Consider the following 26,700-nt stretch of genomic DNA (forward strand, 5'->3'; position numbering starts at 1 on the left):
AATCATTATTGCTATCAAAAACTTTTCCCCAAACTGATTCCTCCCCATAGAGGATGGAATTTTGGACTATCTTCTGAACTCAGAAAAAGATTGAATCCAGGAGTGTAACCAACTCTGAAGAAGAAACCTCCTTCTGGTTTTTGATACCTGTAGCCTATTCTCAGGGGCAGGATTGCTTCTAGAGATTTGTCTTGTTGAAAATTATTGGCTGCATCTGGATTGAATACTAATGCACGAGAAGCATAAAAAGTAAGACCGGTGCCAATTTCCAAATGATGATTTGATTTTCCCCAGAAAGTGGAAATTTCAAGTGGTAACATAGGTGACCAAAAGGGAGAAATGTTTGAAGACTGACTCCCTCCACTTTGTTTGAATACTGAAAACCCAGCACTTCCCGAGATTTTTAATTTATCCTTCTGAAGTAGGATTCTATTGTAATTCACTGAATAATAAATTGAATTTCCCCCTAGCTCAACAAATATCGAGTTTTTGGCAGTGAAAATTTCAGCCTCTTCTTGGGCAATCGCATCGAAATGTGAACAAAAAAAAGTGAGCATAGAAACTAAGAACAATATATGGAAGCGTGATCTCATAGCCTTGTCTATAATTAAAAATCAGACAAATAGATGCTCAATTCAAATTAATTTCATTTTACAACTAAAAACTCAATAAAGCAATTTATTTTAGATAATTCTAAAAATATTTACATCATGAATATGAAATTATTTAGTCCAGAAAGAATTTCAATCTAAACTCGGCAAACTCAACTTATACTTGACTGCAATCAGTCTAATCGTAATGACCACTGACATGGAGATCAACAAGTTGTAGTCTCTTTCTAAGCCAAAATAGTTTAAAATCAAATATAAAATTGCTCCAGCCAAACAAGCGGATGCATAAATTTCCTTCCGGAATAAAATCGGGATTTCGTTGGTGAGTGTATCACGCAGCACGCCACCCATGACGGCTGAAAACATCCCCATGATAGCGGCGATTTCCACACTGACACCAAGGTTCAATGCTTTTTCCACACCCAATACAGTGAAAAATCCTATTCCTAGTGTGTCAAATAGAAACATGGTTTTGCGAAGTTTCAAAAGGAATCTTTGAAATAGAAAAGCTGATAGGATACCTGCGAAGATGGAATAGAGGAAATAGACGTCTCCAATCCAGACTAAAGGATAGCTTCCTAATAGCATATCTCTCAAACTTCCCCCTCCTATAGCTGTAATGAATCCTGTAAAACCTGCACCAAATAGGTCATGCTCCCGATCTTTGACAGCCAATGCACCAGAAATTGCAAAGACAAATGTGCCTGCTAGCTCAAGGGGGTATTGTAAGTCCAATGGATTAATAATTAGGTTTTATAATGTAGCTAAGGTAAGTAAAATGATTGCTAAAAGTACGAGCTGCATGATTTATATAAAAAATCAAATACTTCTGTAGCACTTTTGGTATGACTTTCGTCAGGAGAATATCAAACACGCACGGTTATGAAAAATTGGATTATAATTTTGATGTTATGTGGGGCAGCTATCTTGGTTGCGTTTCAGTGTGAGGATTTAAGTCCATTGGAATCCTCTAATTTCATAGATCCTTCAAAAATCAACAAAGACGCAGCATGTTACATGATTTACGCACCTGTTTGCGGGTGTGACAACAAGACCTATGGCAATGACTGTATCGCAATCAACGCTGGCGTTACATCCTATACCAAGGGTGCCTGTAAGTGAGTTTTATCTTTTACTGAACATCCTCGTACCACTTTTCTTCAAAAGTTGAGTTGACTTCAACATCTGCTGTAAGTACCTTGTAAACCATCCAGATCACTAGTGCCGGAGAGATGGAAAAGGCGAAGAGAATAATAGCTGTGTTGAGGTTGGCAAGTATAGCCGTCACGTAAACCAAGAGCAAGGCAGTGACTAGATAGATGGGGAAGAGGTAATTTTTCATCTTTTTCAAATTAATCCGACACTATTGTAAACTAGCCTAGGGACTATCTTGTTATAAGCCCAAGATGAAAGGATTCAGATTTACACAATACATACCCCCACAAGATCCAGAAAAAAACAATTTCGAAAACCTTTTAAATATCTTCTTGCAATTGGTCACCATGACAGGAGGAGATGTCGCAGAGGCTTTGAGTTGGTTGACCAATTTGGATAAGCAATACAACCTCACTACACCACAATATGGAATTGGAGACTTCATTGAAGACCTGAAATCCAAGGGCTATTTGACTGAAGAAAATCAAAAAGGGGAATTCAAAATCACTGGCAAAGCGGAGCAATCAATCAGAAAATCAGCTTTAGAAGAAATTTTTGGGAAATTAAAGAAATCCAAAGGCGGACAGCATAAAACTACCCACTCGGGAGCAGGCGATGAAAAAGGGACTGATAGAAGACCTTATTCTTTTGGTGACAATCTTGATCAGATTGCTTTGACGGATTCATTGAGAAATGCTCAAGTCAATCATGGTTTTTCTGGAGATTACCTGCTGACTGAAGATGATTTGGAAGTTGTCGAAAATGAAGTCAGAACGCAGACTTCTACTGTTTTGATGATCGACATTTCCCATTCTATGATTCTCTATGGAGAAGACAGAATCACGCCTGCGAAAAAAGTGGCCATGGCCCTTGCTGAATTAATCAAAACAAGATACCCTAAAGACACACTAGATATCATTGTGTTTGGGAATGATGCCTGGCAAATAGAAATCAAGGATTTGCCTTATTTGCAAGTTGGTCCATATCATACCAATACCGTCGCAGGATTAGAATTAGCCATGGATTTGCTTCGCAGGAGAAAGAATCCCAATAAGCAAATATTCATGATCACAGATGGTAAACCCACCTGTCTAAAAGTTGGGATCAAATATTATAAAAATAGCTTTGGGATCGACAGCAAGATATTGAGTGAAACGCTCAAGTTGGCTGCGCAATGCAGAAAGCTAAAAATCCCCGTGACAACATTTATGATTGCTTCAGATCCTTATCTGAAGGAGTTTGTCAAAGAATTCACCAAAGTTAACAATGGAAATGCCTATTACAGTAGCTTGAAAGGGCTCGGAGATTTGATTTTTGAAGATTATAAGCGTAACAGAACTAAAAGATTTTAAAAAATGGAGTACAATAAATTGACTGCTAAAGAATTACTGAAAATAAAAACCTTGGGAGAATTGAAAGCCGCCGGCTACGAACCCAAGTCTATCAAAGAAGAACTCAGACAAAACTTGATCTCAAAAATCCAGAAGGGCGAAAATGTCTTTGAGGGGATTTGGGGATACGAGGATACGGTAATTCCTGATATTGAAAGAGCCATTCTCTCCAGACACAACATCAATTTGCTTGGCTTGAGAGGTCAGGCAAAAACTAGAATCGCTCGAATGATGACTTTTTTATTGGACGAATTTGTGCCCGTGATAGAAGGATCCGAATTGAATGACGATCCGCTTGCACCTCTTTCTGCCTCGTCCTTGGCATTGATAGAAGCCAAAGGAGACCACACGCCAATCAAGTGGTGGCACAGAGCAGACCGCTACACTGAAAAATTGGCCACGCCAGATGTTTCAGTTGCCGATTTGATCGGGGATGTAGATCCCATCAAGGCTGCGACCATGAAGCTTTCATACAATGACGAACGGGTAATTCATTATGGATTGGTACCGCGTTCGCACAGATCGATTTTTGTAATCAACGAACTTCCAGATTTACAAGCGAGAATTCAGGTTGCACTCTTTAATATTTTGCAAGAAGGAGATATTCAGATCAGAGGATTTAAATTGAGGCTGCCATTGGATATTCAGTTTGTCTTCACGGCGAATCCGGAGGATTATACCAATAGAGGATCTATCGTGACGCCATTGAAGGATAGGATTGAAAGTCAGATTATCACCCATTATCCGAAGACTATTGAAATCGGGAAACAAATCACTGCACAGGAAGCCAAATTGGATGGAAAGCCTTTGGACAAAATCCATGTGCCTGAGTTGATGAAGGATTTGATTGAGCAGATTGCGATAGAGGCGAGACACAGCGAGTATGTGGATGAGAAAAGTGGGGTTTCGGCAAGGTTGACGATCTCGGCTTATGAAAACTTGATTTCAGCTGCTGAAAGAAGACTCTATAAAAATAAGGAAGAAAATACGGTTGTTCGAATTTCAGATTTGATTGGTGTTATTCCTGCCATTACCGGAAAAGTAGAATTGGTTTATGAAGGAGAGCAGGAAGGCGCAGGCTTGGTTGCTTACAACTTGATAGGAAAAGCCATCAGAACCTTATTTGTGGATTATTTCCCTTCACCTGAGCAAAAGAAAAAGGATAAAGAAGGCAATCCTTATGTGTTGCCATTATCTTGGTTTGGCGAAGGAAATTCCTTGGATGTCTTGGCATCACAATCAGACAAGGAATATAAATCAGAATTGCATCAAGTGCCAGGCTTAGAGGACATCATCACGGCCACCATCAAAGGACTTCCTGAAAAAGAGAAAGAATTCTTTATGGAATTTGCACTTCATGGATTGGCAGAATACAGTCAGTTGAGCAAGAAGCTTCTGGATACAGGCATGCAATTTAAAGACCTTTTCAGCTCCATGTTTGACATGGGCGCCCCCGATGAAGATGACTTTGATGAGGATGATAATTGATTTATAAAAGAAAATAGCCCAGATCATTTTGGATATGGGCTATTTTCTTTTACTATTCTCTTTATTTCAAGAATAGTAGAGAAAATGGTGGTTCATCATATTTATTAGTGAAATGTTTAGAGGCAGTCTGCTTAACCGCTCCAAGTAAGTTGTCTATACGATCATCATATTTTAGGTTATTTAAAGCGTAAAATTTTTGGAAATTACTTTTTCTAATTTCCAAACTAGTACTATTTATGGTATGAAAATGATCAGGTTTCAATACAGAAACTAAGTAACCATCAGTTGTGGTGATTGGTTTAATATCTGCGTTAGAAGAAACTATGTCATCTAAAATCCCATAAGAAGTTAAATTCATATTGTTTTTCACTCCCTTGTAAAATAACTTATTGGCAAAATTAAAGACTGCTAGTTCTTTGTTATTAAAATAGAACAAGCTCATTAATCCACTTGATTTTTGAATTTCACCATTTATGAACTGACCTGACTGACTTGGCTCTCTTTTTAAAACCAAATCCACGTATTTTATTCTCTCTTCCAAAGTGGGAAAGATTGGGCTTTCAATATTTTCTATATGTTTTACGATTTTGTTATTCTTTAAGTAAATCAATTCAAAAGAGCTAGGAGGATGAATTATCAATGTATCTCCCTTTTCTGAAAATACATTGTACTCAGCTACTGAATTCAAATTATGAAGTTCGATTTCTAAATCAGAATAAATAAGTTCATTCAATTGATAATCATACACTTCGACTCTATTTTTTTCTAGCCGACCTTTCTCATTTGCATTTGCAGGATTTTGTACATATAAATACTCTCCTTTTGCATAAATATTCCCAAGCCTAATTATTTTTTCAAATTGAAATTCACCATTAAGGTTAAATACTAATAATTTTGATAACCATTGATCATAAATATAAATTAGCTTTTTTTCTTTGTTTATTGTAAAGCTAGTAATCTCTGAATATTCTTCAGGCCCTTGACCAATTTTACCAATTTCAGAGATAAATTTTCCGCTTTTATCAAATTTTGATAATGGAAATTGTCCTACTCCTTGTAGGTAAATCTTTTCTTCAAATTGAACAACATTTTTAATTTCTGAAATTCTTGTTTTTGCGGCAGGATTTTCTTCAAGTATTACTAAGTAACCTGAATCGAAAAAATCTGATGCCAGAGAAAAGGATGCAGCCTTTAAATCAGAAATAGAAGTTGCTTTTAATGAAGCAATTATATCTTCGTTTTGTGGTTTAGTCCTATTACAACTCAGTAGGACTAAACAAAATAGTATTTGAATAAATAGCTTCATAAGTTAAATTTAAAATCTCTCTAAACTAGTTTTTTTTGGTAAAAAAAACAATTTAGTGATTTTCATCATTTAGTATCAATTATGATTTTATTGAAAACACCTCAAAATACCTGTCTCTTGAAGATAATTTACCAAAGAAGATTTTGTGATTGCCGACATAGACTTATGAGTAATGAAAAAATGTAAATTTTTAACCTTCAAGAAATATTTAAAAATACTAACTCATATATAAAACAAAAAACCCAGCTTCTGATTCAGAAACTGGGCTTTTTGATTTATACAGAATTATATTGATTAAAGCACTCTCTCCGCCTGATTGAAGAAGAAGTTTCCTTCGATTGTTGCGTTTTCGTCAGAGTCAGAACCGTGAACCGCATTTGCTTCGATAGATTTAGCGAAGATTTTTCTGATCGTTCCTTCCGCTGCATCAGCAGGGTTGGTAGCGCCGATCAATTTGCGGAAGTCTTCCACTGCATTGTCTTTTTCAAGGATAGCAGCGAAAATAGGTCCTGAAGACATGTATGCACAAAGGTCAGCGTAGAAAGGTCTCTCTTTGTGTACCTCGTAGAATTTGCCTGCCAATTCAGGAGTCAATTTTGTAGCTTTCATTGCTACTACCTTGAAACCTGCATCTTCGATCATTTTTAAAATTGCACCTGAATTACCTGCGCCAAAAGCATCAGGCTTGATCATTGTGAAAGTTCTGTTAGTTGCCATATGGATAGATTTATATCGTTTTTTGAATAAGGGTGCAAAAATACGGGAAATAAATGAAGTTCCGAATGTTGGATGTGAAATCTCTGTTATCTCTTTAATTTCTAGTCTCTTACCTGTATTGGGAATTTTCAAAAATTATCCTGACCTTTGCAGACTGTGTTCTCCAAAGAGAATCGACAAAAGCTTAAAAATGCAAGCATTAGAGTTATTCAAAAATAAAATCGCCTCCCCAGCCAAGATTGTAATTACCACCCACCACAAGCCTGATGCAGATGCACTGGGTTCTTCATTGGGTTTGAAAAATTACCTGATCAAAAAAGGCCATGAGGTAACAGTTATCACTCCTTCTGATTATCCCTCATTCCTACATTGGATGAAAGGAAACGAAGAGGTCATTAACTTCGAGGATAAATCCCATCAAAAGGAGGCTATCCAAAAAATCGAAGCAGCAGAAATCATTTTTTGTCTTGATTTTTCTTGCCTGAGCAGGCTACAGTCCATGCAAGACCATGTCAAAAATTCTTCTGCTTATATCGTCAACATCGACCATCACCAAGACCCCAAAGATTTCAGTCAATTTAGCTATTGGAGTACAGATGCAGCAGCTACCTGTGAGTTGGTTTATGAATTGATCGTAGATGAACTTGGAGATAAGGATCTGCTTGATGCTGATATTGCAGATTGTCTTTATGCGGGGATCATGACTGATACGGGAGGTTTTAGACATCCCAATACAACCAAGAATGTTCACCTTATCACCGCTGAACTGATTGAGTTAGGTGCTGACAATACCAAAATATCTAAGTTGATTTATGACACCAATAGTGTGAATAGACTGAAGTTTATCGGTTTTGCCATTTCACGTAGGTTGGTCATCAATCAAGATTTAAGGATAGCGTATTTTGCGATTTCAAAAAAGGATTTGAAGAAATATGCCTCTCAGACAGGAGATACAGAAGGCTTGGTGAATTATGCCCTATCTATAGATGGGATCAAGATTGCAGCCTTATTTACAGAGCGTGAGGATGGGATCAAGATTTCCTTCAGGTCTGTTGAAGAAGTTGCGGTCAATAAGTTTGCTCAAGAACACTTCAATGGTGGAGGCCATAAAAATGCATCCGGAGGAAAATCAGACTTGACATTGAGCGAGACAACAGAGAAATTTGAGCAATTAATCAAAGATAATACAAACACTTTATACAATCAATTAGAACTCATCCATGAAAAAAATTAAAAGCCTTTTATTGTCAGCCGCAGTAGTAGCGTCGGCAGTATCCATGTCAGCATGTACCAAAACTAAAAAAACAACATCTGACGGCATAGAGTACACTTACATCAAGGAGGGAAAAGAAGATCCTAAAAACGGTGAATATGTGCTCTATAACTTAATCGTGGCTACCGAAAATGATTCCACCTTTATTTCTACTTATGATCAAATGCAGCCTGGGTACATGCTTTATAATGACTCTGCAGTTGCTACGAATGGTATGGATGAAATCTTCTTAGGCTTGAGAAAAGGAGATAGTATTTCCTTCGAGGCACCAGCTGTAAAAGTATTTGGAGAGTTTAATATTCCACCATTTATTCAAGAAAATGCCAAAGTGAAGATTCAAATTGGCGTATTTGATGTATTGGACGAGGAAGGCGTTAAAGCTTATTTCACTGCTTTGCAAGATGCTCAAATGAAAAAGCAAGCTGAGAAATCAGCAGAGCAGCTTGAAATTGATGTAAAATTGATCGAGGACTATATTGCGCAAAATAATTTGAAAGCGAACAGGACAGAATCAGGCCTTTTTTACGTCATAGAGAATGAAGGAACCGGATCTCAGATTGAAGCAGGACAAGTTGCTGCGGTAGATTATGCTGGATACCTTTTAGATGGTACACTATTCGATACCAGTAATGAAAAAATTGCCCAAGATAATGGTATCTACAACGAGCAAAGAGGTGGATATGAGCCTATAGATGTTCAAGTAGGTATGGGTAGAGTGATTCCAGGATGGGACGAGGGTTTAGCCTTGCTGAAAAATGGGTCCAAAGCTAAGTTCTTGATCCCTTCCACCTTAGCGTATGGTGACAGACAGTCAGGTCCTATCATTAAGCCAAACTCTGTTTTGATCTTCGACGTAGAAGTGAAGGATGTTAAATAATTGAAATTTATGAAAAAGTTAAGCGTTGTAGTTTTATCATTTTTCCTGTTAGCAACAGGTTGTATTTCTGATCAGGAAAATGCAGATGTGATTCTTCAAAGAGAGATACAAGCATTTGAAAAATACATCGCAGATAATAACGTAACTGGAGTCAAAGAAGAGCGAGATCCTGGTCTGGGTTTTATATTCATTTGGAAGGAAACTTCTGAAAGCGGTGTAAAGCCAGTCCCCGGGCAGCGTGTCACCGTTGATTATGTTGGGAAATTTCTTGAGAACGTTGTCTTCGATACTTCTAAAGAAGCTGTCGCAAAAGCAAATAATATTTTCAATGCCAATAGAATCTATGAACCGTTGACATACACCTTCAATGCAGGTTCAGTAATCCCAGGTTTTGATTTTGCTGTATCCAAAATGGATATTGGAGATAAGATTCTTGCCTTTATTCCATCACTTTATGCTTATGGAAGAGCGGGAAGCCCTCCTGTAATCGGTGGCAATACTCCATTAATCTTTGAACTTGAATTATTGCCTACTATCCTTGAAGAAGAAGACGAATCTGATGATTAGAATGATGAATAAATACAGTTTGATTTTTGTATTAACCTTATTGGTTTTAGCTTCCTGCGATCAACAAAATCCTTTTGGCGGTCCAACGTATGATTTTGATGGGAATCTAGCAGCTGATAGAGTTAAAATAGATGAATATCTATTGTCTACTCCTATTGATAGCCTTTACAGGATCCACGATCCTTCTGGGGTAGTGATCATTGTACAAGAAGAAGGTGAAGGATCAAGGCCTGGATCCAATAGTGTTGTTTACACGAATTACATTGGTAGCTTATTGGATGGATCAGTTTTCGACACAAGTATTGAAGATGTAGCTAGAGCCAATGATATCTTCGATGATAATAGAAGCTACACTGTGTTTCTTTTCACCATTCCTGGGCCAAATAGTACTGGGTCAGCTATACCTGGATTCAATTTTGGGTTTAGAAGATTGAGATCTGGTTCCAAAGCCGTGCTTTTGATTCCTTCCCCTCTGGGTTATAGGGACTCTGATACCAATGAAAGGATACCTCCAAACTCAGTTCTCAGGTTTGATGTGGATTTTCTAGGAATAGATTAAACAATTCAAAAAGCAGCTGATTTAGCTGCTTTTTTTGTTTTTGAAGATTAAGATACCTTGATATTTTTACCTTCCTTGCTTTTTTATTTCTATCTTCAAGCTGGAAGGAGCCAAATGATCATTGGAACACCTGCCTTACTTTTAAACCAAAAACCCAAATACGATGACCTTGAATTTAATAGTGAATCTACAGATAATTACGCCAGCGCTTAACCATGAGAGAAGCTATTTTTATTGGCGATCTAAAACAGTTATTTCGGAACTCAAAATTCTTTCATTATGAAAATCGCATTGATCAAGGAAGGGAAAATTCCAGCCGATAAGCGAGTGGCCTTTACGCCAGAACAGATTTTGGAGTTGCATCGCGTCTATCCCCAGCTCGAAGTAGTAGTGGAGAACTCCGATGTCAGGTCATTTGAAGATATAGAATATATGTCAAGGGGGATTACGGTCACCGATGATATTGAAGATTGTGATGTGTTTATGGGGATCAAAGAAGTTCCCATAGTCCAATTGAAAGATGAGAAGACGTATGTGTTTTTTTCTCATACCATCAAGAAACAACCATACAATAGGGCACTGCTTCAGGCTATCATCCAAAAGCAAATCAAGTTGATTGATTATGAAGTGATCAAGAATCCTCAAGGAGAAAGAGTTGTAGCTTTTGGGCGCTGGGCGGGAATAGTTGGTGCTTACAATGGACTTTGGACCTATGGGAAGAAATCGGGTCTATATGATATCAAGAGAGCATATGATTGCTTCGATCGAGAAGAGTTGGATAGGGAACTTCATAAAGTACAGCTACCACCTATCAAAATTGTTGTAACTGGCACAGGTCGTGTTGGGAAAGGTGTGGTTGAGGTGCTTCTAGAAGCTGGAATGAGGCAAGTGGATTCGCATGATTTTTTGAATGCTTATTTTGAAGAACCAGTTTTCACAGTCCTTTCATCCTCGCATTTTAATAGAAGGAAAACAGATGGAGGATTTGATAGGATTGAATTTTATAAAGAACCAGAGAAGTACGAAAGCCATTTCTTGAAATATGCGGAAGTCAGTGATATTCTGATGGCTGCTGCCTATTGGGACAATCGGGCACCTAGACTTTTTAGTCCTGAAGATATCAAGTCTGATGATTTCAATATTTCCGTAATAGCGGACATTACCTGTGATATTCATGGTTCCGTGCCGACTACAATTCGTGCATCTAAAGTGCTAGATCCAGTGTATGATATCGATAGGGAACATTTCGAAGAGTTGCCACCATTTGGTAAACAAACAAGTATCTCTGTGATGGCCATCGATAATTTGCCTACTGAGTTGCCCCGGGATGCCTCCAAAGATTTTGGGGAACAGTTGATGAAGTATTTCATTCCAGAGCTGATGAAGCCAAGGTCGGAAATGATAGAGAAAGCTACGGTAGCCAAAGAAGGGGATTTGACATTAGAGTTTATATATTTGAAGGAATTTGTAGCTGAAAATAGCCAAGAAAATGAAAAATATTGAGCGATATATTGAGCAGACAGTCTTGAAGCCCTTGACCACAGATACAGACATCGAAAATCTTGTGCAAGAAGCAAAGGATTATGGTTTTATCGGCATCTGCGTACCCCCATTTTGGGTAAAGAAAGCCAAGAGAGAAATAGGAGATGCGCCTATCCAACTGGTTACGGTAGTGGGTTTTCCTCTAGGTTATAATATGAGCGAGGCCAAAGCACACGAGACAGAGCTAGCTATTAGGGACGGCGCTGATGAGATAGATGTAGTCTGGTCTCTTACTGCCTTCAAAGCGGGAATGAACTGGCCAAAAATAGAACTGGCCAAGCTAGCCAATATTTGTCATCAACATGAGCGTATACTCAAAGTGATTATTGAGACCGCTTACCTGAATGATGCTGAAATCATCCAAGCCTGTGAGATTTGTAGAGACGCAGGAGTTGATTATGTCAAAACCTCAACAGGCTTTGCTCCTGAGGGAGCTAAGGTAGAACATATCGCCTTGATGCGTGCCAATCTACCTAGCAATGTGGGAATCAAAGCTAGTGGAGGTATTAAGAATTATGCACAAGCCAAAGCACTGATCGAAGCAGGAGCAGATCGAATTGGAACAAGTTCTGGTGTGGAGATCGTGAAAGAACAAAAAGCCCAGCAGGATTAATTTTCTGTTGGGGTTTCTGTTTGATTGATTTTTTTCTGGTTGGCCTGTGAAGTAGCCATATCCTCATTTTTATTGAAATAGATCAGCAAAAAAGGAATGATAAAAAAGGTGAGCAATATATATGCAAACCCAACTACCCTTGTTTTGACGGACTCTTTACCCAAGAATGTGGCAATTTTTACTGGGATGTTCCTTACTGAAGAAATGGGCATAAACACCAAGGCCCCGATGAAATTGAAAAGCACGTGCACAATGGCAATGCTGATGGCTGCCTCAGTCTTGTAGATTGCAGCAATGACTGCGGTAATGGTGGTTCCAATATTGGCGCCAATAATAAAGGGGAAAACCTTGATTAAAGAGATTTTTCTATTGGCTACCGCGGGTACGATTAAGGAAGTGGTGACGGTGCTAGACTGAACCGCAGCCGTGAAAAACACACCATAAATGAATGCAACAAAAGGGGATTTGAAAATATGTTTGCTGACTTTCTTATAGTTATCAGAGACGAAAGAGCGAAAGACAGTCACAGATAGTAACTTAATGGCTCCAAATACGAGCAATACACTAAAAATCAATGCGACTATCGGTAGCCTTAGAAAATCTACCACCCACAGTGATAGGGGTCTTGTAAAAAGGACATTGTACTTATACTGACCTTCAAAATCATTATTAGAGTCAAAAAAAGTGTTGGTGATGTACATAGCTGAGCTGCTCAAAAATCCAAAGTAGAATTCTAAAGGAAATAGAATTATTACAGTGATGATATTGAATACATCATGTAACACGCCAGCAGAAAGTGCTTTTTTGAATTCTCCCTTTTTCATAATGAATGAAAAAGAAACTAAGGTACTGGTAATGGTGGTCCCTATATTGGCTCCCATGACTAATGGTACTGCCTGCATCAATGAAAGATTGCCGGAAGCTACTACTGCTACAATCATAGCAGTCACTGTGGAACTGCTTTGAATCAGGGCAGTCATCAGCAAACCAATGAAAAGACCTACGAAAGGATTGTTAGTGGCTTGAAAAATCTCCTTTGCCAACTCATTGTTAAGCTGAAGCATAGACACTGTCAACAAGTCTATGGCAAACATGAACAGCAACAAGGCAAGGAGCATTTTCAAAAAGAAAAGTGCCTTATTGGGCTGTTGTGTAGATACTTTGTTGGTTGTCATTGATTGATTATGCTCCTGATGGCTTCACCTATCCTAAATTATGCTACAAAGTAAGGGGAGATTATGGAAATAAGAGGTGAATCAATATGAAGATATTGTTAATATTAATTTGGAATCTAAGCGGTTCTAAAATTAAAAATTAGAATTATATTTTTTGATTCTAAAGAAAGGGTGATTAAAATTTTGCTTTGTACTTGACTTTGGAGTGCGACTCAATAACTTTGCAGTATTAAGAAATGGTATCATTGTCTTAACAATTTGTTAACATTCATGCCAAATAATCTTCTTTAACTTTGCACTTGAAAATTTCAACGCCAAAACCTAACTATGGCTAAGCTCAAAGATCAAAACATTAATCAGGACGCACTCTCAAAAGCATCCTACGCACTTTTTGATTTTACAAAGAAAGAAAAATCCTTTTTGGTCATTATTCTTATTTTGGTGTCAGTTGCCGGAATCCTGACACCATATACATATGCCGCTATGTGGTTTGGTTTTGCATTGGCAGCCTACTCGGCCATTGCCAATGATAGTATTCAGACCATAGGTACCTTTATTGCTTCCAATCAGAATAGGAAGTGGTATTGGTTATGGTTGTTTATGGGGGTTATTTTTGTTGGTACGGTAACATATAGCTGGATTACATTCAATGGCGATGTCAGCTATGAAAGACTACAAGTACCAGGTTTGGAGCAAGCACCTCAGAGTTTTGTGTTCCTTCAGTTGGCAGCACCTATCGTCCTGCTAGTCATGACTAGGATGAGAATGCCCGTGTCAACTACTTTTCTATTGCTCAATGTTTTCACTTACAAGGCCGGGACGATTGTCAGTGTGATGCAAAAAAGCTTCTTGGGCTATTTGTTAGCATTTGGGATCGCTATAGTGGTATGGTTTGTTTTGGAGAAATTTGTCAAAGCCTACCTCAAAGGCAAGCCAAAGCCTTATTGGTATGTCTTACAATGGATCACATCAGGGACACTCTGGGCAGTATGGATCATGCAGGATGCTGCCAATATCGCGGTATTCTTGCCAAGACAGTTGAATGTATGGGAGTTTGTAGCCTATGCGGGGTTTGTGTTTTTAGGCTTAGGTTTTCTATTTTACCTCAAGGGTGACAGGATCCAAGGGATAGTCAATGAAAAGACCAAAGTCACTGATGTCCGAGCGGCTACTATTGTAGATTTTGTCTATGCGATTATTTTGTTCTACTTTAAGATGGTCAATAATGTCCCGATGAGTACCACTTGGGTGTTTATTGGTTTGCTGGGAGGTAGAGAGCTTTCTATTGCCTTAGCCAAATCGCGGAAACTCAAGAAGCGTAAGGCTAGGCTGGTGAGGGCTTATAGACTAGCTAGAAAAGACATGACACGTGCATTGATAGGCTTGCTGGTTTCTTTGATTCTGGCCTTGATCATCAATGAAGGTGTAAGAAAAGAGATATTTGAGTTGATATTTTAATATGGTCCACGGTCGATGATTTTCACACGACCGTGGACGATTTAAGCTTTATTTTTTCGTTACAATTGATTCAATTCTCGTATTTTTGACATACGATGGAATTATATACAGACGAGTATTTTATGAATGAGGCCATGAAGATGGCCAAGGAGGCTTTTGAAGATGATGAGATCCCCGTGGGTGCAATCGTAGTCTGTAGGAATAAAGTAATCGCTAAGGCTTACAATCAAACAGAAAAGCTGACCGATGCCACAGCCCATGCCGAAATGCTAGCCATCACAGCAGCCGCCAATGCACTAGGTTCCAAATATCTCAATGAATGTAAACTTTATGTGACTTTGGAGCCATGTGTCATGTGTGCAGGAGCGAGTTTTTGGTCGCAGCTTGGTGAGGTTCACTATGCAGCATCCGATCCGAAGCGGGGTTTTGCGCGATTCTCAGAGGGCTTGCTACATCCCAAAACCAAAGTTCATGCTGGCTTGATGGCTGCTGAGTCAAAGCAATTGCTGGATGAATTTTTTCAAAAATTGAGAAAATGAGCATTTTGTCATCAGAAAAGAACTATTTATAAGTGGGGTTGGTTAATTGGATGTATGTGTATACAATGAAATAAATTTTATCATAAACTATAAAACCAAAAACATTATGGCTTTTGAACTTCCAAAATTACCTTATGATTTTAATGCGCTAGAGCCGCATATTGATGCAAAAACTATGGAAATCCATCATGGTAAGCACCACAATGCTTATGTGACTAACTTGAACAATGCCATCGCAGGAACTGACCTTGAAGGTAAGTCTCTAGAGGAATTGATGAAAGTAGCAGGATCTAATGCTGCGGTAAGAAACAATGGTGGTGGTCACTATAACCACAGCCTTTTTTGGACTATCCTTGCACCAAACGGTGGAGGTCAACCTTCTGGGGATTTGGCAGCTGCTATAGATGCTAAGTTTGGTTCTTTTGATGCTTTCAAAGAAGAATTCAACAAGGCAGCAGCGACTAGATTCGGTTCTGGATGGGCTTGGCTTTGTGTTGATGAGAAAAAGGAACTTTGTGTATGCTCTTCCCCAAACCAAGATAATCCTTTGATGGATGTAGCGGAATGCCCGGGTACGCCAATCCTAGGTCTTGATGTATGGGAGCATGCTTATTATTTGAACTATCAAAACAGAAGACCTGACTATGTAGGAGCTTTCTGGAACTTGGTCAATTGGGACGAAGTAAGCAAAAGATTTGCAGCAGCTAAATAATTAAGTTGCTTGATATCACCTCAAACCCTGTAGGCTTTCAGCTTGCAGGGTTTTTTTTGTGTACCCAAAGCGAACAATCAAACTGTTCGGAATTGGAACAAAGATATTTTTTTGAATTTATATAATATATTGATAATCAACATATTATAAATTAAAATCCCTCTTGGCACTGCTTTTTCATACTGGTCTGTACCAAATAACTCAGACACAATTAATTTCTAAACCAATGAAAATTTCTATCCAAGTTTTTACCATCTTTTTTGCTTTTCTCCTAGGGGTCAGTAATGTAGCAGCAAAAGAGATTTCCATCATTCGGGGGCAAGTTCATGATCAAAAGGGCGAAGCCTTACCCTTCGCAAATGTGATGCTGGTGGACGCTCAGTCCGAATCCATGATCACCGGTGCCGTGACAGATGAGTCCGGAAACTTTATTTTGGAATCCTCTCGATCGGGAGAGTTTAAGCTGTTGGTTTCTTCCATAGGATTTGAAACCTTCAAGTCAGAGACTTTTCAGTTAAATGCAGGAGAGAAGAAGGACTTTGGAGCCCTCAGCATCACAGAAGAAATCGCAGCCTTGGGCGAAGTCACCGTAAGAGCCAATCGTCCTGAAGTCATCATCGAGCCTGATAAGACTACTGTCAACATAGAAGGCACTGTGATGGCAGAAGGCAATACCGCACTTGATGTCATCGGAAGGTCTCCAGGGATCTATGTAGATCAAGAAGGGAATATCAACCTCAATGGTCGCTCTGGTGTGACTGTGATGATCAATGACCGTCAGACATACATGAGTGCGGCGGACTTGGCTAATTTTCTAAGAGCGATGCCAGCTGAAAATATCAAGAGTATAGAAATCATCAACAACCCAAGTTCGCGCTTCGATGCAGAAGGTGCCGCAGGGGTGGTCAACATCAAGTTGAAGAAAAATAATATCGATGGTGTATTTGGCAATGTCCATGTAGGAGGACAGTATAATGGTCAATTTGCTCCTAATACTGGCGTGACAGTAAATGTGAAAAAAGGGAAATGGACGAATAATGCCAGTCTAAACTACAGTGAGTACGCTATCTACAACGATTTAGAAATTTTGAGAAATTTCCAGCTGGCAGAAGGTCTATCTGTCTTTGATCAGGATAGCAGGATCACTACTAGAGGCAAGAACCTGTTTTTCAATGGAGGATCTGATTATGAAATCAACAAAAACCACAGCTTGGGAGTCAGTGTACAAGCTTCTAGTTCCAATGGTACCGACATCAGTAAGGCATTGACACAAGTTAGCAATCCTGGTACCACAGATCAGAACTTCCTAAGATCTATCAATGATAGCGAGAATAGCAACTATAGGCTTTTTGGTAACTTCCATTACGTGGGTTTATTGGACACCTTGGGAACAAAGATCACTACAGATGTAGACTTCACCAAGATGCATTCAGATGCTGCTGCCACCTTATCCAACAGCTATTGGCTCAATGATGCTGAGGATCAGGCTTCTTTTGATAGGATTCGTAACCTCAATAATATGGATTATACCATATTCACTGCCAAAGTAGACTTCACCAAGCCCTTTGGAAAGGGTCGCGTATTGGAGACAGGTTTGAAGGGAAGCTGGGTCAAATCTGACAATGACCTAGACCTTAGCAGGTCTATTGGAGAGGGGCCTTTTAACCCTGACCCAAATAGCAATAGATTCATTTACGAAGAAAATGTCCTAGCAGCCTATGCTTCTTATAAAAGTAAGTTCTCTGACAAAGTGAGTTTCCAAGCAGGCTTGAGAGGGGAATACTCTGATATTTTGGGTACTTCTGTGACCTTGGAGCAGGAGAATGCACAGCGATATTTTGACCTGTTTCCGAGCATGTTTGTACAGCATAAAGTGAGCAAAGACTATCAAATCATCTACAATGCCAATAGGAGGATCACCAGGCCTAATTACCGATTGTTGAATCCATTTGTGTTCTACATTGATCCGCTGACCACCGAGCGAGGCAATCCAAATTTAAGACCACAATATGCCCATAATTTTGAGATGAATCACGTGGTCAAAGGTGCCTACCAATTCAGCTTAGGCTATGCATTGACCACAGATGTATTCCAGCAAATCTTCGAGCAGGATCAAGAAAGTCGCACGACTACTACCTTCAATGCGAATTTGGATAGGTCTCAGAATATCAACTTTAGAGCCATAGTACCTGTGGAGATTACATCTTGGTGGAATACCAGCAATATGCTGCAAATGAATCATGCCCAATGGAAATCTCAAATCGGAGATGCACTCTTGGATGTGTCACAGTTTTCCTACATGGCAAGAACACAGCACAACTTCATCCTTCCCAAAGGTTTCAAGGCAGAATTGATAGGGATGTACATGAGTCCGATGCTTTGGGGTCAGGCGACGATCGGTGCCATGGGTGGTATTGATGCAGGGGTGACCAAGTCCTTTGCCAAGGATAAGCTGACATTGACGGTGAATGGTACTGATCTATTGAGGACACAAGTGATCAGAGCAGATGTACAGTTTGATCAGATAGACACCTTCTTCAGACAGTACAGAAGTAATCAAGGCGTAAGATTGACCCTGAGATATAAGTTTGCACAGGGAGAAAGCTTCCGTGTATCCAATAGGAGTGGCAGTACAGAGGAGAGAGATAGGTTGAATTGAAAGTAAAGTTGTTAATTGTTAAAAACGTTAAACGTTAAATCAGCAGCAACTGCCAAGCTGCTAATTAGAGACATATCACTTAAATAGAAAATAGATTGGATTAGGTTAAATTAGATGGGTAATACCCAGTACAAAACAAGCCCCAAGGGTTCCTTGGGGCTTTGTTTTTTGAGACAATTTGCTATAAAGATGATAGGGCTACGCCTCTTTAAGACCTTTTGTTATTAGGTGTGATTTTTTGGCTTGTATTTCATCTTGTTTTGCATATGACTACATGTTGTAATTAAGCTTTTCCAAAGTTGGTTTGAAGGTCAAACAAACCTTATTGAGAAAGCAGAACTTTGGAAAAGCTAATAATGACGACATGAATAACTTATCCGACGAGACGGATATAATTCCGAAGAGTCGGGATCGAGTTAAATAAAACCCAATTAAATTGGTTGTTGGTCTAATTGCGGTTCTACATTTTAATTTATAAACTCCTACCTTCCCGTGCCTGGATTGATGGTGTCACCGAAGAAGATGGCGTTCATAAAGAGCTTGTTGGTGCCAAACCAGAATGCTCTGAAATTGGGATTGTCTACAAAGCCAATGACCCGTCCTCTTCCGACAGTCGCTACTTGTATCCCCGCAGAGCCGTTGATTTCTTTTAGGTTGCTTGGATGGACATAGCCACTGGCCAATGATTCTTTTTTATACAGCATAGGATTGGCAAAGGGATTCTCTGCTGGCAGCATGAATTGATTGGAATTTCTAAAGGTGAAAATATCTTGAGCTTCATAACCATAGGCTAATGGATGGGTAAGGTCCAGCTTGGCGTTGAAAATGGCTCCACCTGTGACTCTTGCACCCATGGTATTGGTATAATCAGCGTAGGCATTGGAGGCAAAAGTTGGCTGAGTTTCTTGCTCCTTGAATTTGAAGTTGCCGATTTCTTGTGCTGCAAGCCAAGTGAGGGCATTTCCCCTAGCGATCAGCGTTCCTCCAGCACTTGTCCAAGCTTTGATCCTATCGGCGCCAGATTTACCGAGGCTGTTGTAGTTTCCATTGGGAAGGATGATGGTATTGTACCTGCTCAAGTCTGCATTGCCGATGCGATCTACGGGGAGTAAGGTGACTGGCATCTCAAAGCGCTGATCGAGCAAATGCCAAATCTCTCCAGCTTCACTGCTAGACACCCCACCTTCTACCAATAGGGCGATCCTAGGCTGCTCCAGGACATCTATACTAGGTGAGCCAAGGTTGACACCTTTGGTGTAGCCAGAGTTGATGGCATGGATTTGGAGCCCAGAATTTTCCGCTAGTTTTTCAAGATCAGCGAGCATCTCTCTGTCTGATACATTCTTTTGCCCTTTGCTTACTAAGATGGTTCCTCGGTTAAACTTTTTCCCATCTTGGCTTTCCCATTCAGCATGGCTGACTCGCACGAGGTAGCCTTTTTGCATCAAAGCATAAACAGCTTTGGGCGCATAGTACTCTCCCCATTCGAAAGCGTAAGCAAGCGCTCCAGCTTCCCCGTGGACTGTTCCAGGGATCAATGCACTGTTTTTATCGATTTTTTCCACACTGGCAAGATTCAGAATCCTGCTGCTGAGTGCCATGTATTCTAGGTTGAAAGCCATGGGCATGGTCCAAGCAGATACATCATAGAAAAGGCTGTCTTGGAAATTTGTTCTGTCCTCGAAGATACCCTTAATAAGCCTGTATTGGGGCTGGGTGAGGGGGACGATGTAAGCTTTATCCTTCTTGAATTCTACACCATTGACTGTGATGTCTTCCATCAGTGCAAAAACTTCCACATCATGCTGAGCAATCATATCGGCCAAGTGGAAGGTTCTTCCCCCATCAGTTTTCGATCCAAAGATGTAGGCTTTGTTGGTATCTGTGTCTGACTCGTTTTTGGCCTCTCGGTAGAAATCTCTCAGGTAGGTATTGAGTTCCTTACGCAGATCTTTGGCTGCCTCGAAGGAAGAGAGGGTGGTATTGAACTGATTTCTGATCGTAAACTCAAAAGTAACCGGGCCATAGATGCTTTCTTGGAGGTGTCCCCTTGAGGATGCTTGCTCAAAGAGAATTCCGATCGATCCTTGTACGTCAGGATAGGTAGAGCCTTTTCCGTAGTAGAAGTCATCAAAGTTTTCTTGACTGTAATACAGGGATCCAATTTTATCCAGGTATTTGGCGTGATACTGTGCTATTTTCTCTGTGAGGTCAAAGTTTCGTTTTGGGGTCAAAGGGTGATTTCGTGCAGGTACACCTGGCTGGAAGAAGTAGGTGCTATTGGTGCCCATTTCATGAAAATCCAATTGGATATTGGGTAGCCATTCTTGGATGACAGCCACTCTATTTCTGGATTCGGGATGCTGCACGGGCAGCCAGTCCCTATTCAAGTCAAACCAATAATGATTGGTCCGACCTCTTGGCCAAGCTTCGTTGAGTTCTCTGCTTTCAGGGTCACCATTAAGTTGATAGCTTTTGTGGGAATTGACCCAAGAGGCAAATCTATTGACGCCGTCAGGATTCAGCGCGGGGTCAAGGACAATCACTATGTTTTCTAAATCATTGGCGATTTCCTCTGCTGCGGCAAAATGGTACGCTGCCAATAGGGATGCATTCACCGCAGAAGCTTCATTGCCATGAACAGCGTAGCCGGCATAGACTACAATGGGCATCTTGTCGAGATCTACGCTGGCATTGGCTTGGCGGAGTTTTTTACGTTCAGCTTTGATGTCATCAATTCTATCCAAGTTGGAGGGACTACTGATGGTCAGCGTGACTTGAGGGCGCATTTCGTAGGTTCTTCCAATTTCTTCAAAAACAACTCTATCAGAGGCCTCTGCCAAAGCTTTCATGTACATGACCACTTGGTCGTGTGAAGCATGCCATTCCCCCACCTCAAAGCCGAGCACTTGCTTGGGTGTAGGGATGGATGAATTATAAGTGTAGCCTTCAGGCAAATAATAGGAAAGTTCTATCTGAGCATAACTCAAAGAACTGATCAGGCAGAGGATAGCTAATAAACTTCTTTTCAACATGGTCTTAACGATTTTTTTGATGCTTATTTTCTTCAAAAAAAGAATTTAATGATAATTTTTATTAGTTTCGTTCAGTTAGTTGTAATCAAATCAACATTGAAATGGAATTAATTGAACCTTTTGGAATACAATATTGGATATTGGCACTGGTAGTTTTGTACGGTGTTTTATGGCTTTGGTGTTTGATTGACTTGATCAAGTCCGAATTTACGGATAATTCTATAAAAGCCCTTTGGCTTTTGCTTTTGGTGTTCCTAAATCCATTGGCACCTTTTCTTTATGGTCATTTTGCTAGAAAACAAAAATTAAGAACGAGATGAATTTAATGTTTATTGGTGGAGTTAGCGGAGGAGTATTTTTGATCCTTGGGTTGCTAAGTTTCATTTTCTTCGTGCTATGGGTCATTACCATAGTCAATGCTGTTCAGTCTAATTTTAAAGATCCTAACATGAAGTTGATATGGATTCTGATTATCTTATTTGGTAATTTCCTAGGGATGGTTCTTTATTGGATTATTGCACCTGGACAAAAAAAGAATGATTTCAATCAATTTAATCACCTTAAATAGAAAGCGATGTTTGGACTAGGAATAGTAGGTTTGTTGATCTATGCCTATACGATTTACGATGTGTTGACAAGGAGTTTTGGTGCTCGTGGCAATGATAAAATTGTGTGGATCCTTGTAGTGCTCTTTTTGCCGCTCTTGGGCACCATACTTTGGTTTCTTTTTGGGAGAAAGGGGACAATCTGAGTTTTTTGTAAAGGGTGTGAAGGTTCGAGGAGGGAGTTAATCTTCTTGGTACAAAGTGCGATGTACCATGTACAAAGTACCAAGTACCAAGAGTGGTCTACTCTATAGTTTTCTCTGCGTTTTTCTTGTGTCCCTTGTGGTTTAAAAAACCCAAATCAATCTCCTCCGCCACTGGAGAAGGTTTTGTCTAGGGCGGATTCTAAGCTTGGGTATCGGAATTGGAAGCCTGTAGCTTCGATTTTTTTGGAAGAGACTTTGTTGCCACCTGTTACCATTTGGGCCATTTCTCCTAGGACGATGGAAAGTAAAAACCCAGGGACGCCAACGCCAATGAAAGTTTTATTTACTCTATCGGCTGCAGCTTGGGTGAGTTCTCTATTGGTGGATGGCTTGGGTCCTACAGCGTTGTAGATGCCATTTACTTGGTCATTTTCTAACGCAAAGACAAACATGCGGGCAAGATCCTCGATTTGTATCCAGCTCATCCATTGACTACCACTACCCAATGGGGCAGCCACAGGTGGCTTAAGCATTTCTGGTAATGCACCTCCAGTTTTGTCGAGTACGATTCCTATTCTTAGCATGGCCGTTCTGAGGCCTAAGTCGGTGAGCTTTTTGCTTTCTTCTTCCCAGGCTATCACAACTTGAGCCAAGAAATCCGAACCAGCTTGGCTTTCTTCGGTCATCAAAGTGTCGCCCGTATTGAATCCATAATAACCGACTGCACTTGCAGCGATGAAGCTCTCAGGCTTTTGTTCTGATTTTTCGATGGCTTCTCGGAGGAGTTGTGTGGAATGTGTTCTGCTATGGAGAATGGCTTGTTTTCTCTTGGCTGTCCAACGCTTATCTGCCACACCTTCTCCTGCAAGATGGATGACTGCATCTGCCCATGATATGGCTTCATTATCGATTTTCATTTGATCTACATCCCAAAAAAATGATTGTTGTTTGTTTTTATCTGGGGATCGACTTAGCCATGCGACTTGATAGCCTTTGCGTTCTAGATGTGCCGTAATTCTTTTGCCTACTAAACCTGAGCCCCCGGTAATTAAAACGTTTTTCATGGTATGATTTCTTTAATACAAAAGTCTAGACTGATGGTGTTTGTTTGATTTAAATCAGAAGTTAATCAATTTTCTTGCCACAGAAAACCAATTTAGAGGATTATTGGTGAGAAATCGTCGAGCGTCGGTTTTACCCAAAATATCGAGCTTGGGAAAATTTCCTACTATGATGAAAACTAATATTCATTAAATTATCTTTTTAAAGTGGAATTTAGATCAAAAAAGCTATTTTTGTTTTTGACAGGCGATGGGGTTCCGCCTTACAACCGCCCATTTTTGGTGCTGATGACTCCTACTTCAACCTTATTTTCCTTCCTTTCGAGGAGGATTTCATCTTTACCTCTTGTTGGAGTAGGCTATGGCATATTTGAATTTTAAAGCATTTACAAAAGAAGAATTTCTACCTAGTACCCGATTTACGATCAAATGGCTTTTCATTGCAATGATCATTGGTTTGTTGGCAGGTTCGGCGTCAGCAGGGTTTTTGGTGTCGCTTTCTTGGGTGACGGAATATAGAGAGTCTAATGTATGGATCATTGCCTTATTGCCTTTAGGAGGCTTGTTGATCGGATGGACTTATCATCAAATCGGGCAATCAGTGGTCAAAGGGAACAATCAGCTGTTGGAGGAATTTTACAATCCTCAACAAACTATTCCGCTTAGGATGGCTCCATTGGTTTTGTTTGGGACTTTGGCCACACATCTATTCGGTGGTTCGGCTGGTCGAGAGGGGACAGCGGTGCAGATGGGTGGAGCGATAGCAGATCAGTTTACGAAGTGGTTTAAGCTCAAAAAAGAAGACCGTAGAATATTGATAACCATTGGAGTGGCAGCTGGTTTTGCTTCTGTTTTTGGGACACCTTTGGCAGGTGCAGTTTTTGCTTTGGAATGGTTGATTGTAGGGAGGATTCGCTATGAATCTATTTTGCCCGCATTTATAGGTGCTTATGTAGCTGATTATGCATGTGCTGAGTTTTGGCAAGTTCACCATACCCAATATGCAATACCTATTGTACCTCCTGTAGATTTGGTCAATTTACTTTGGATCATTCCTGCGGGGATATGCTTTGGTTTGGCGGGGAGGTTGTTTGCCAATGCGACCCATTTATGGACTGACATTTTCAAGAAACACATCAAATACCCACCACTGAGACCTGTTGTAGGGGGGGCAATAGTGGCTCTCCTAGTGCTCGCGATGGGTACTACAAAATATATAGGTTTGGGTGTACCTACAATTGTAGATGCTTTTTCAGAGGATTTGCCATGGTATGATTTCTTGGCAAAGATTGGGATGACTTCATTGACACTTGGGGCTGGGTTCAAGGGAGGTGAGGTGACGCCATTATTCTACACTGGCGCGACTTTGGGCAATGCACTTGCTTTCTTGATTCCCTTGCCTGTTGCACTTTTGGCAGGAATGGGTTTTGTGGGTGTTTTCTCGGGAGCGACCAATACGCCACTTGCTTGTACGCTGATGGGTATAGAGCTTTTTGGTGCTGAGTCAGGAATTTTTATCGGAATAGCCTGTGTGACAGCTTATATTTTCAGCGGACATGCAGGGATTTATAATTCCCAAATCATCGGCTCGCCTAAGAGCAAGTTGAGGATGGGACAGAAAGGGAAGAAAATAGGGGAAAGAGGATGAATTCGGAAGGATGAAGGGTGAAGGGGGAAGAGGGAAGTTTAAGACATAAGACATAAGACACAAGAAACAAGAAATAAGATTTGAAAAATAGTAGAGACTGGTTTATTTGGACATTTTCGTAGTAATGGAATGAAGCAGTATGGTAGATCATGAATGAGCGTAAAAGATCTAGACCCGAGAGCATTTATTCAAAATCGGAATAAATAGGATTTATTTTAAAGTATTTATCACCCTGTCCTTTTGACTGGGAGGTAGAATGTGTAAATTTGTACCATGTAAAAGGTCAATGCTTAAAATACAGAGTGAGCTGTAATTTTTTTAAATGGGAAATTTCCCAACACCCAGCCTAGCCCATACCACTGAATCAAAATCATTCAGTCTATTGTATTTGAATTCAGTGCCCGTTTTGAAATAAAATCGAGTAACAAAAATATATGAGTTTAGAATCAGAAATCCAGCAAGAACAGTCCAATTCATTTCAAAACAAGGTGCTTTTAGTTTCCTTTGAAAAACAAGCAGCCCTCGCAAAAAAGCTAGAAAAAGTGGCAGCTGTGGTTGGTCAGTTTGTGGTGGATCAAGTATCAGCAGATAGGACATTTAATTTTGTGACACTGAAATCTGCCATAGAAAAAGCTAAGGAAGAAGGTTACAACATAGTCATAGCCGTAGATCCAGAAGAGGACAGAATTACACTTGTGGTCAAGAAGGGTATTGCAGGAGCTTTCATGTTGCTCAATGTACATCAAGTGGCAGCAGTGCTTTTGCAGGAATGGATCAAGTCGGGGAAGTTTGAGCACATGCACTTACTCAAATCGATTTTGATGTCGGATTTACTTGATGTAGTGGCTCGCAAAGGAAGAGTAGAGACCATTGATCAAGTGATCGAAGCAGGTGAATTGAGAGGGGCATTCAAACACATCAATGCGGCACTAGCAGACCATCCGGTGGCTGCTTTTAATATTGACCAACAAATCATCCATTCGGATTTAAGTTTTGAGGAGATTGTGATCCAATTGGCTAGTTTGGAAGGAGAGCAAGGTGCTCGAGAGAAAACAATTTATGACGCGCTCCTTGAAGTGTATTTTTATAATGGATTCTATAAGGAAAAGGCGGTAGCTTTAGATTTGAGTATTGATACCCATAAAAAGCAACTCAGTAAGTTTTTGTCAGAAGTTAGGCGAAGCCCAAAATTTTTAGAAGAAATATTTTCTGTCAGTGCCGTAACAGATTTTAATAAGGGGACCAAGAAAAATATCCTAACGGATAAAATTTACGATCACCCTATCAAGGGTATCAATATCTTGAAAATAGAAACGGTAGAAGGCGTGAGTATCACGTTGGTTCCTACCGAGGACAAGTTGACTTATTATATATCTGTGAGGGAATCTGTCAATTCACCGGAAAGATTCGAGATGGCCAATAAGGCTTTAGATCAAGAAATCTTTAAATTGGTTTCTTTTCTAAACAGGCAAATCTAAGCCTCATTAGAATTCAATTCCTTCCAAACAATAGGTCAAGCACTTTCGGCTAATCAATTGGTTTGGAAGGGGTTTTGTTTTTGAT

At 39.9% G+C, this 26,700-nt stretch carries 26 protein-coding genes and 1 riboswitch; of the genes, 18 read left to right on the forward strand and 8 right to left on the reverse strand.

The genetic code is table 11. The annotated features are described in order from the left end of the window. Nucleotides 1-14 precede the first annotated feature (14 nt). Together CHB66_RS13755 and CHB66_RS13760 are read right to left on the reverse strand one after the other, a co-directional pair. A complete protein-coding gene (locus CHB66_RS13755; RefSeq protein WP_212668464.1) occupies nt 15-557 on the reverse strand; it encodes a hypothetical protein in 543 nt (180 codons plus the stop codon). A gap of 186 nt (nt 558-743) precedes the next feature. Next, nucleotides 744-1,346 (reverse strand): trimeric intracellular cation channel family protein, encoded by a 603-nt coding sequence (locus CHB66_RS13760; RefSeq protein ID WP_089241920.1) that lies wholly within the window; start codon nt 1,344-1,346, stop codon nt 744-746. Nucleotides 1,347-1,493: 147 nt separating this feature from the next. Between CHB66_RS13760 and CHB66_RS13765 the strand changes: the two genes are divergently transcribed. After that, nucleotides 1,494-1,733, forward strand: a complete 240-nt coding sequence (locus CHB66_RS13765; RefSeq protein ID WP_089241922.1) for a Kazal-type serine protease inhibitor family protein — start codon at nt 1,494-1,496, stop codon at nt 1,731-1,733. Nucleotides 1,734-1,743: 10 nt separating this feature from the next. Here the strand turns inward: CHB66_RS13765 and CHB66_RS13770 are convergent, their stop codons facing one another. Continuing rightward, nucleotides 1,744-1,953, reverse strand: coding sequence for a hypothetical protein (locus tag CHB66_RS13770; protein WP_089241924.1), 210 nt, complete (start codon nt 1,951-1,953; stop codon nt 1,744-1,746). Between the two features lie 64 nt (nt 1,954-2,017). Between CHB66_RS13770 and CHB66_RS13775 the strand changes: the two genes are divergently transcribed. Next, the gene (locus CHB66_RS13775; RefSeq protein WP_089241926.1) at nt 2,018-3,118 is read left to right on the forward strand and encodes a vWA domain-containing protein; all 1,101 of its coding nucleotides are present in this window, start codon (nt 2,018-2,020) and stop codon (nt 3,116-3,118) included. 3 nt (nt 3,119-3,121) lie between these two features. Continuing rightward, on the forward strand, nt 3,122-4,645 hold the full coding sequence (locus CHB66_RS13780) for a P-loop NTPase family protein (RefSeq protein WP_089241928.1): 1,524 nt from the start codon (nt 3,122-3,124) through the stop codon (nt 4,643-4,645). Nucleotides 4,646-4,706: 61 nt separating this feature from the next. Here CHB66_RS13780 and CHB66_RS13785 read toward each other — a convergent pair whose 3' ends face one another. Together CHB66_RS13785 and CHB66_RS13790 are read right to left on the reverse strand one after the other, a co-directional pair. Then, a complete protein-coding gene (locus tag CHB66_RS13785; protein WP_089241930.1) occupies nt 4,707-5,951 on the reverse strand; it encodes a 6-bladed beta-propeller in 1,245 nt (414 codons plus the stop codon). A 294-nt stretch (nt 5,952-6,245) separates the two neighbouring features. Beyond that, nucleotides 6,246-6,668: a nucleoside-diphosphate kinase gene (locus tag CHB66_RS13790; RefSeq protein WP_089241986.1), complete on the reverse strand. Its 423-nt coding sequence runs from the start codon at nt 6,666-6,668 to the stop codon at nt 6,246-6,248. A gap of 190 nt (nt 6,669-6,858) precedes the next feature. On the opposite strand from CHB66_RS13790, the gene CHB66_RS13795 reads away from it, so the two are divergent. The 6 genes from CHB66_RS13795 to deoC all read left to right on the forward strand — a co-directional run bounded on the left by CHB66_RS13795 (nt 6,859) and on the right by deoC (nt 12,099). Further along, nucleotides 6,859-7,902, forward strand: coding sequence for a DHH family phosphoesterase (locus CHB66_RS13795; protein WP_089241988.1), 1,044 nt, complete (start codon nt 6,859-6,861; stop codon nt 7,900-7,902). Beyond that, nucleotides 7,889-8,818 (forward strand): FKBP-type peptidyl-prolyl cis-trans isomerase, encoded by a 930-nt coding sequence (locus CHB66_RS13800; RefSeq protein ID WP_089241932.1) that lies wholly within the window; start codon nt 7,889-7,891, stop codon nt 8,816-8,818. The genes CHB66_RS13795 and CHB66_RS13800 overlap by 14 nt, the downstream gene beginning before the upstream one ends. Nucleotides 8,819-8,827: 9 nt before the next feature. Next, on the forward strand, nt 8,828-9,385 hold the full coding sequence (locus tag CHB66_RS13805; RefSeq protein ID WP_089241934.1) for an FKBP-type peptidyl-prolyl cis-trans isomerase: 558 nt from the start codon (nt 8,828-8,830) through the stop codon (nt 9,383-9,385). Between the two features lies 1 nt (nt 9,386). Continuing rightward, a complete protein-coding gene (locus CHB66_RS13810; protein WP_317045602.1) occupies nt 9,387-9,944 on the forward strand; it encodes an FKBP-type peptidyl-prolyl cis-trans isomerase in 558 nt (185 codons plus the stop codon). A 279-nt stretch (nt 9,945-10,223) separates the two neighbouring features. Next, entirely contained in the window at nt 10,224-11,447 is a 1,224-nt protein-coding gene (locus tag CHB66_RS13815) for an NAD(P)-dependent oxidoreductase (protein ID WP_089241936.1), read from the forward strand. Continuing rightward, nucleotides 11,434-12,099, forward strand: a complete 666-nt coding sequence (deoC, locus tag CHB66_RS13820) for a deoxyribose-phosphate aldolase (RefSeq protein WP_089241938.1) — start codon at nt 11,434-11,436, stop codon at nt 12,097-12,099. The genes CHB66_RS13815 and deoC overlap by 14 nt, the downstream gene beginning before the upstream one ends. Here deoC and CHB66_RS13825 read toward each other — a convergent pair. Then, on the reverse strand, nt 12,096-13,274 hold the full coding sequence (locus CHB66_RS13825) for a Na/Pi symporter (RefSeq protein WP_089241940.1): 1,179 nt from the start codon (nt 13,272-13,274) through the stop codon (nt 12,096-12,098). The genes deoC and CHB66_RS13825 overlap by 4 nt on opposite strands. Before the next feature lie 327 nt (nt 13,275-13,601). Between CHB66_RS13825 and CHB66_RS13830 the strand changes: the two genes are divergently transcribed. The 4 genes from CHB66_RS13830 to CHB66_RS13845 all read left to right on the forward strand — a co-directional run bounded on the left by CHB66_RS13830 (nt 13,602) and on the right by CHB66_RS13845 (nt 18,642). Continuing rightward, nucleotides 13,602-14,732 carry a hypothetical protein gene (locus CHB66_RS13830; protein ID WP_089241942.1) on the forward strand — a complete coding sequence of 377 codons (1,131 nt, stop codon included), beginning with the start codon at nt 13,602-13,604 and terminating at the stop codon, nt 14,730-14,732. A 95-nt stretch (nt 14,733-14,827) separates the two neighbouring features. Then, complete coding sequence (locus CHB66_RS13835; protein ID WP_076497575.1) at nt 14,828-15,271, forward strand: nucleoside deaminase; 444 nt, start codon at nt 14,828-14,830, stop codon at nt 15,269-15,271. A 106-nt stretch (nt 15,272-15,377) separates the two neighbouring features. After that, nucleotides 15,378-15,983, forward strand: a complete 606-nt coding sequence (locus CHB66_RS13840) for a superoxide dismutase (protein WP_089241944.1) — start codon at nt 15,378-15,380, stop codon at nt 15,981-15,983. A gap of 226 nt (nt 15,984-16,209) precedes the next feature. Beyond that, nucleotides 16,210-18,642 (forward strand): outer membrane beta-barrel family protein, encoded by a 2,433-nt coding sequence (locus tag CHB66_RS13845; protein ID WP_089241946.1) that lies wholly within the window; start codon nt 16,210-16,212, stop codon nt 18,640-18,642. A gap of 482 nt (nt 18,643-19,124) precedes the next feature. Here CHB66_RS13845 and CHB66_RS13850 read toward each other — a convergent pair whose 3' ends face one another. After that, nucleotides 19,125-21,677: a M14 family metallopeptidase gene (locus tag CHB66_RS13850; protein WP_089241948.1), complete on the reverse strand. Its 2,553-nt coding sequence runs from the start codon at nt 21,675-21,677 to the stop codon at nt 19,125-19,127. 101 nt (nt 21,678-21,778) lie between these two features. Here CHB66_RS13850 and CHB66_RS13855 point away from each other — a divergent pair, with 101 nt between their 5' ends. The 3 genes from CHB66_RS13855 to CHB66_RS13865 are packed head-to-tail and all read left to right on the forward strand — an operon-like array spanning nt 21,779 to nt 22,428. Then, the gene (locus tag CHB66_RS13855; protein WP_089241950.1) at nt 21,779-21,997 is read left to right on the forward strand and encodes a PLDc N-terminal domain-containing protein; all 219 of its coding nucleotides are present in this window, start codon (nt 21,779-21,781) and stop codon (nt 21,995-21,997) included. Further along, nucleotides 21,994-22,245, forward strand: coding sequence for a PLD nuclease N-terminal domain-containing protein (locus CHB66_RS13860; RefSeq protein WP_089241952.1), 252 nt, complete (start codon nt 21,994-21,996; stop codon nt 22,243-22,245). The genes CHB66_RS13855 and CHB66_RS13860 overlap by 4 nt, the downstream gene beginning before the upstream one ends. Before the next feature lie 6 nt (nt 22,246-22,251). Beyond that, entirely contained in the window at nt 22,252-22,428 is a 177-nt protein-coding gene (locus CHB66_RS13865) for a PLDc N-terminal domain-containing protein (RefSeq protein ID WP_089241954.1), read from the forward strand. Nucleotides 22,429-22,583: 155 nt separating this feature from the next. Here the strand turns inward: CHB66_RS13865 and CHB66_RS13870 are convergent, their stop codons facing one another. Further along, nucleotides 22,584-23,492: a TIGR01777 family oxidoreductase gene (locus CHB66_RS13870; RefSeq protein ID WP_089241956.1), complete on the reverse strand. Its 909-nt coding sequence runs from the start codon at nt 23,490-23,492 to the stop codon at nt 22,584-22,586. 234 nt (nt 23,493-23,726) lie between these two features. Next, nucleotides 23,727-23,794, forward strand: a riboswitch (Fluoride riboswitch). 56 nt (nt 23,795-23,850) lie between these two features. On the opposite strand from CHB66_RS13870, the gene CHB66_RS13875 reads away from it, so the two are divergent. After that, the gene (locus tag CHB66_RS13875) at nt 23,851-25,137 is read left to right on the forward strand and encodes a voltage-gated chloride channel family protein (RefSeq protein ID WP_089241958.1); all 1,287 of its coding nucleotides are present in this window, start codon (nt 23,851-23,853) and stop codon (nt 25,135-25,137) included. Nucleotides 25,138-25,571: 434 nt separating this feature from the next. After that, nucleotides 25,572-26,615: a hypothetical protein gene (locus tag CHB66_RS13880; protein WP_089241960.1), complete on the forward strand. Its 1,044-nt coding sequence runs from the start codon at nt 25,572-25,574 to the stop codon at nt 26,613-26,615. Nucleotides 26,616-26,700 lie beyond the last annotated feature (85 nt).

Origin of the sequence: Belliella buryatensis (genome assembly GCF_900188245.1) — a bacterium.
GTDB lineage: Bacteria > Bacteroidota > Bacteroidia > Cytophagales > Cyclobacteriaceae > Belliella > Belliella buryatensis.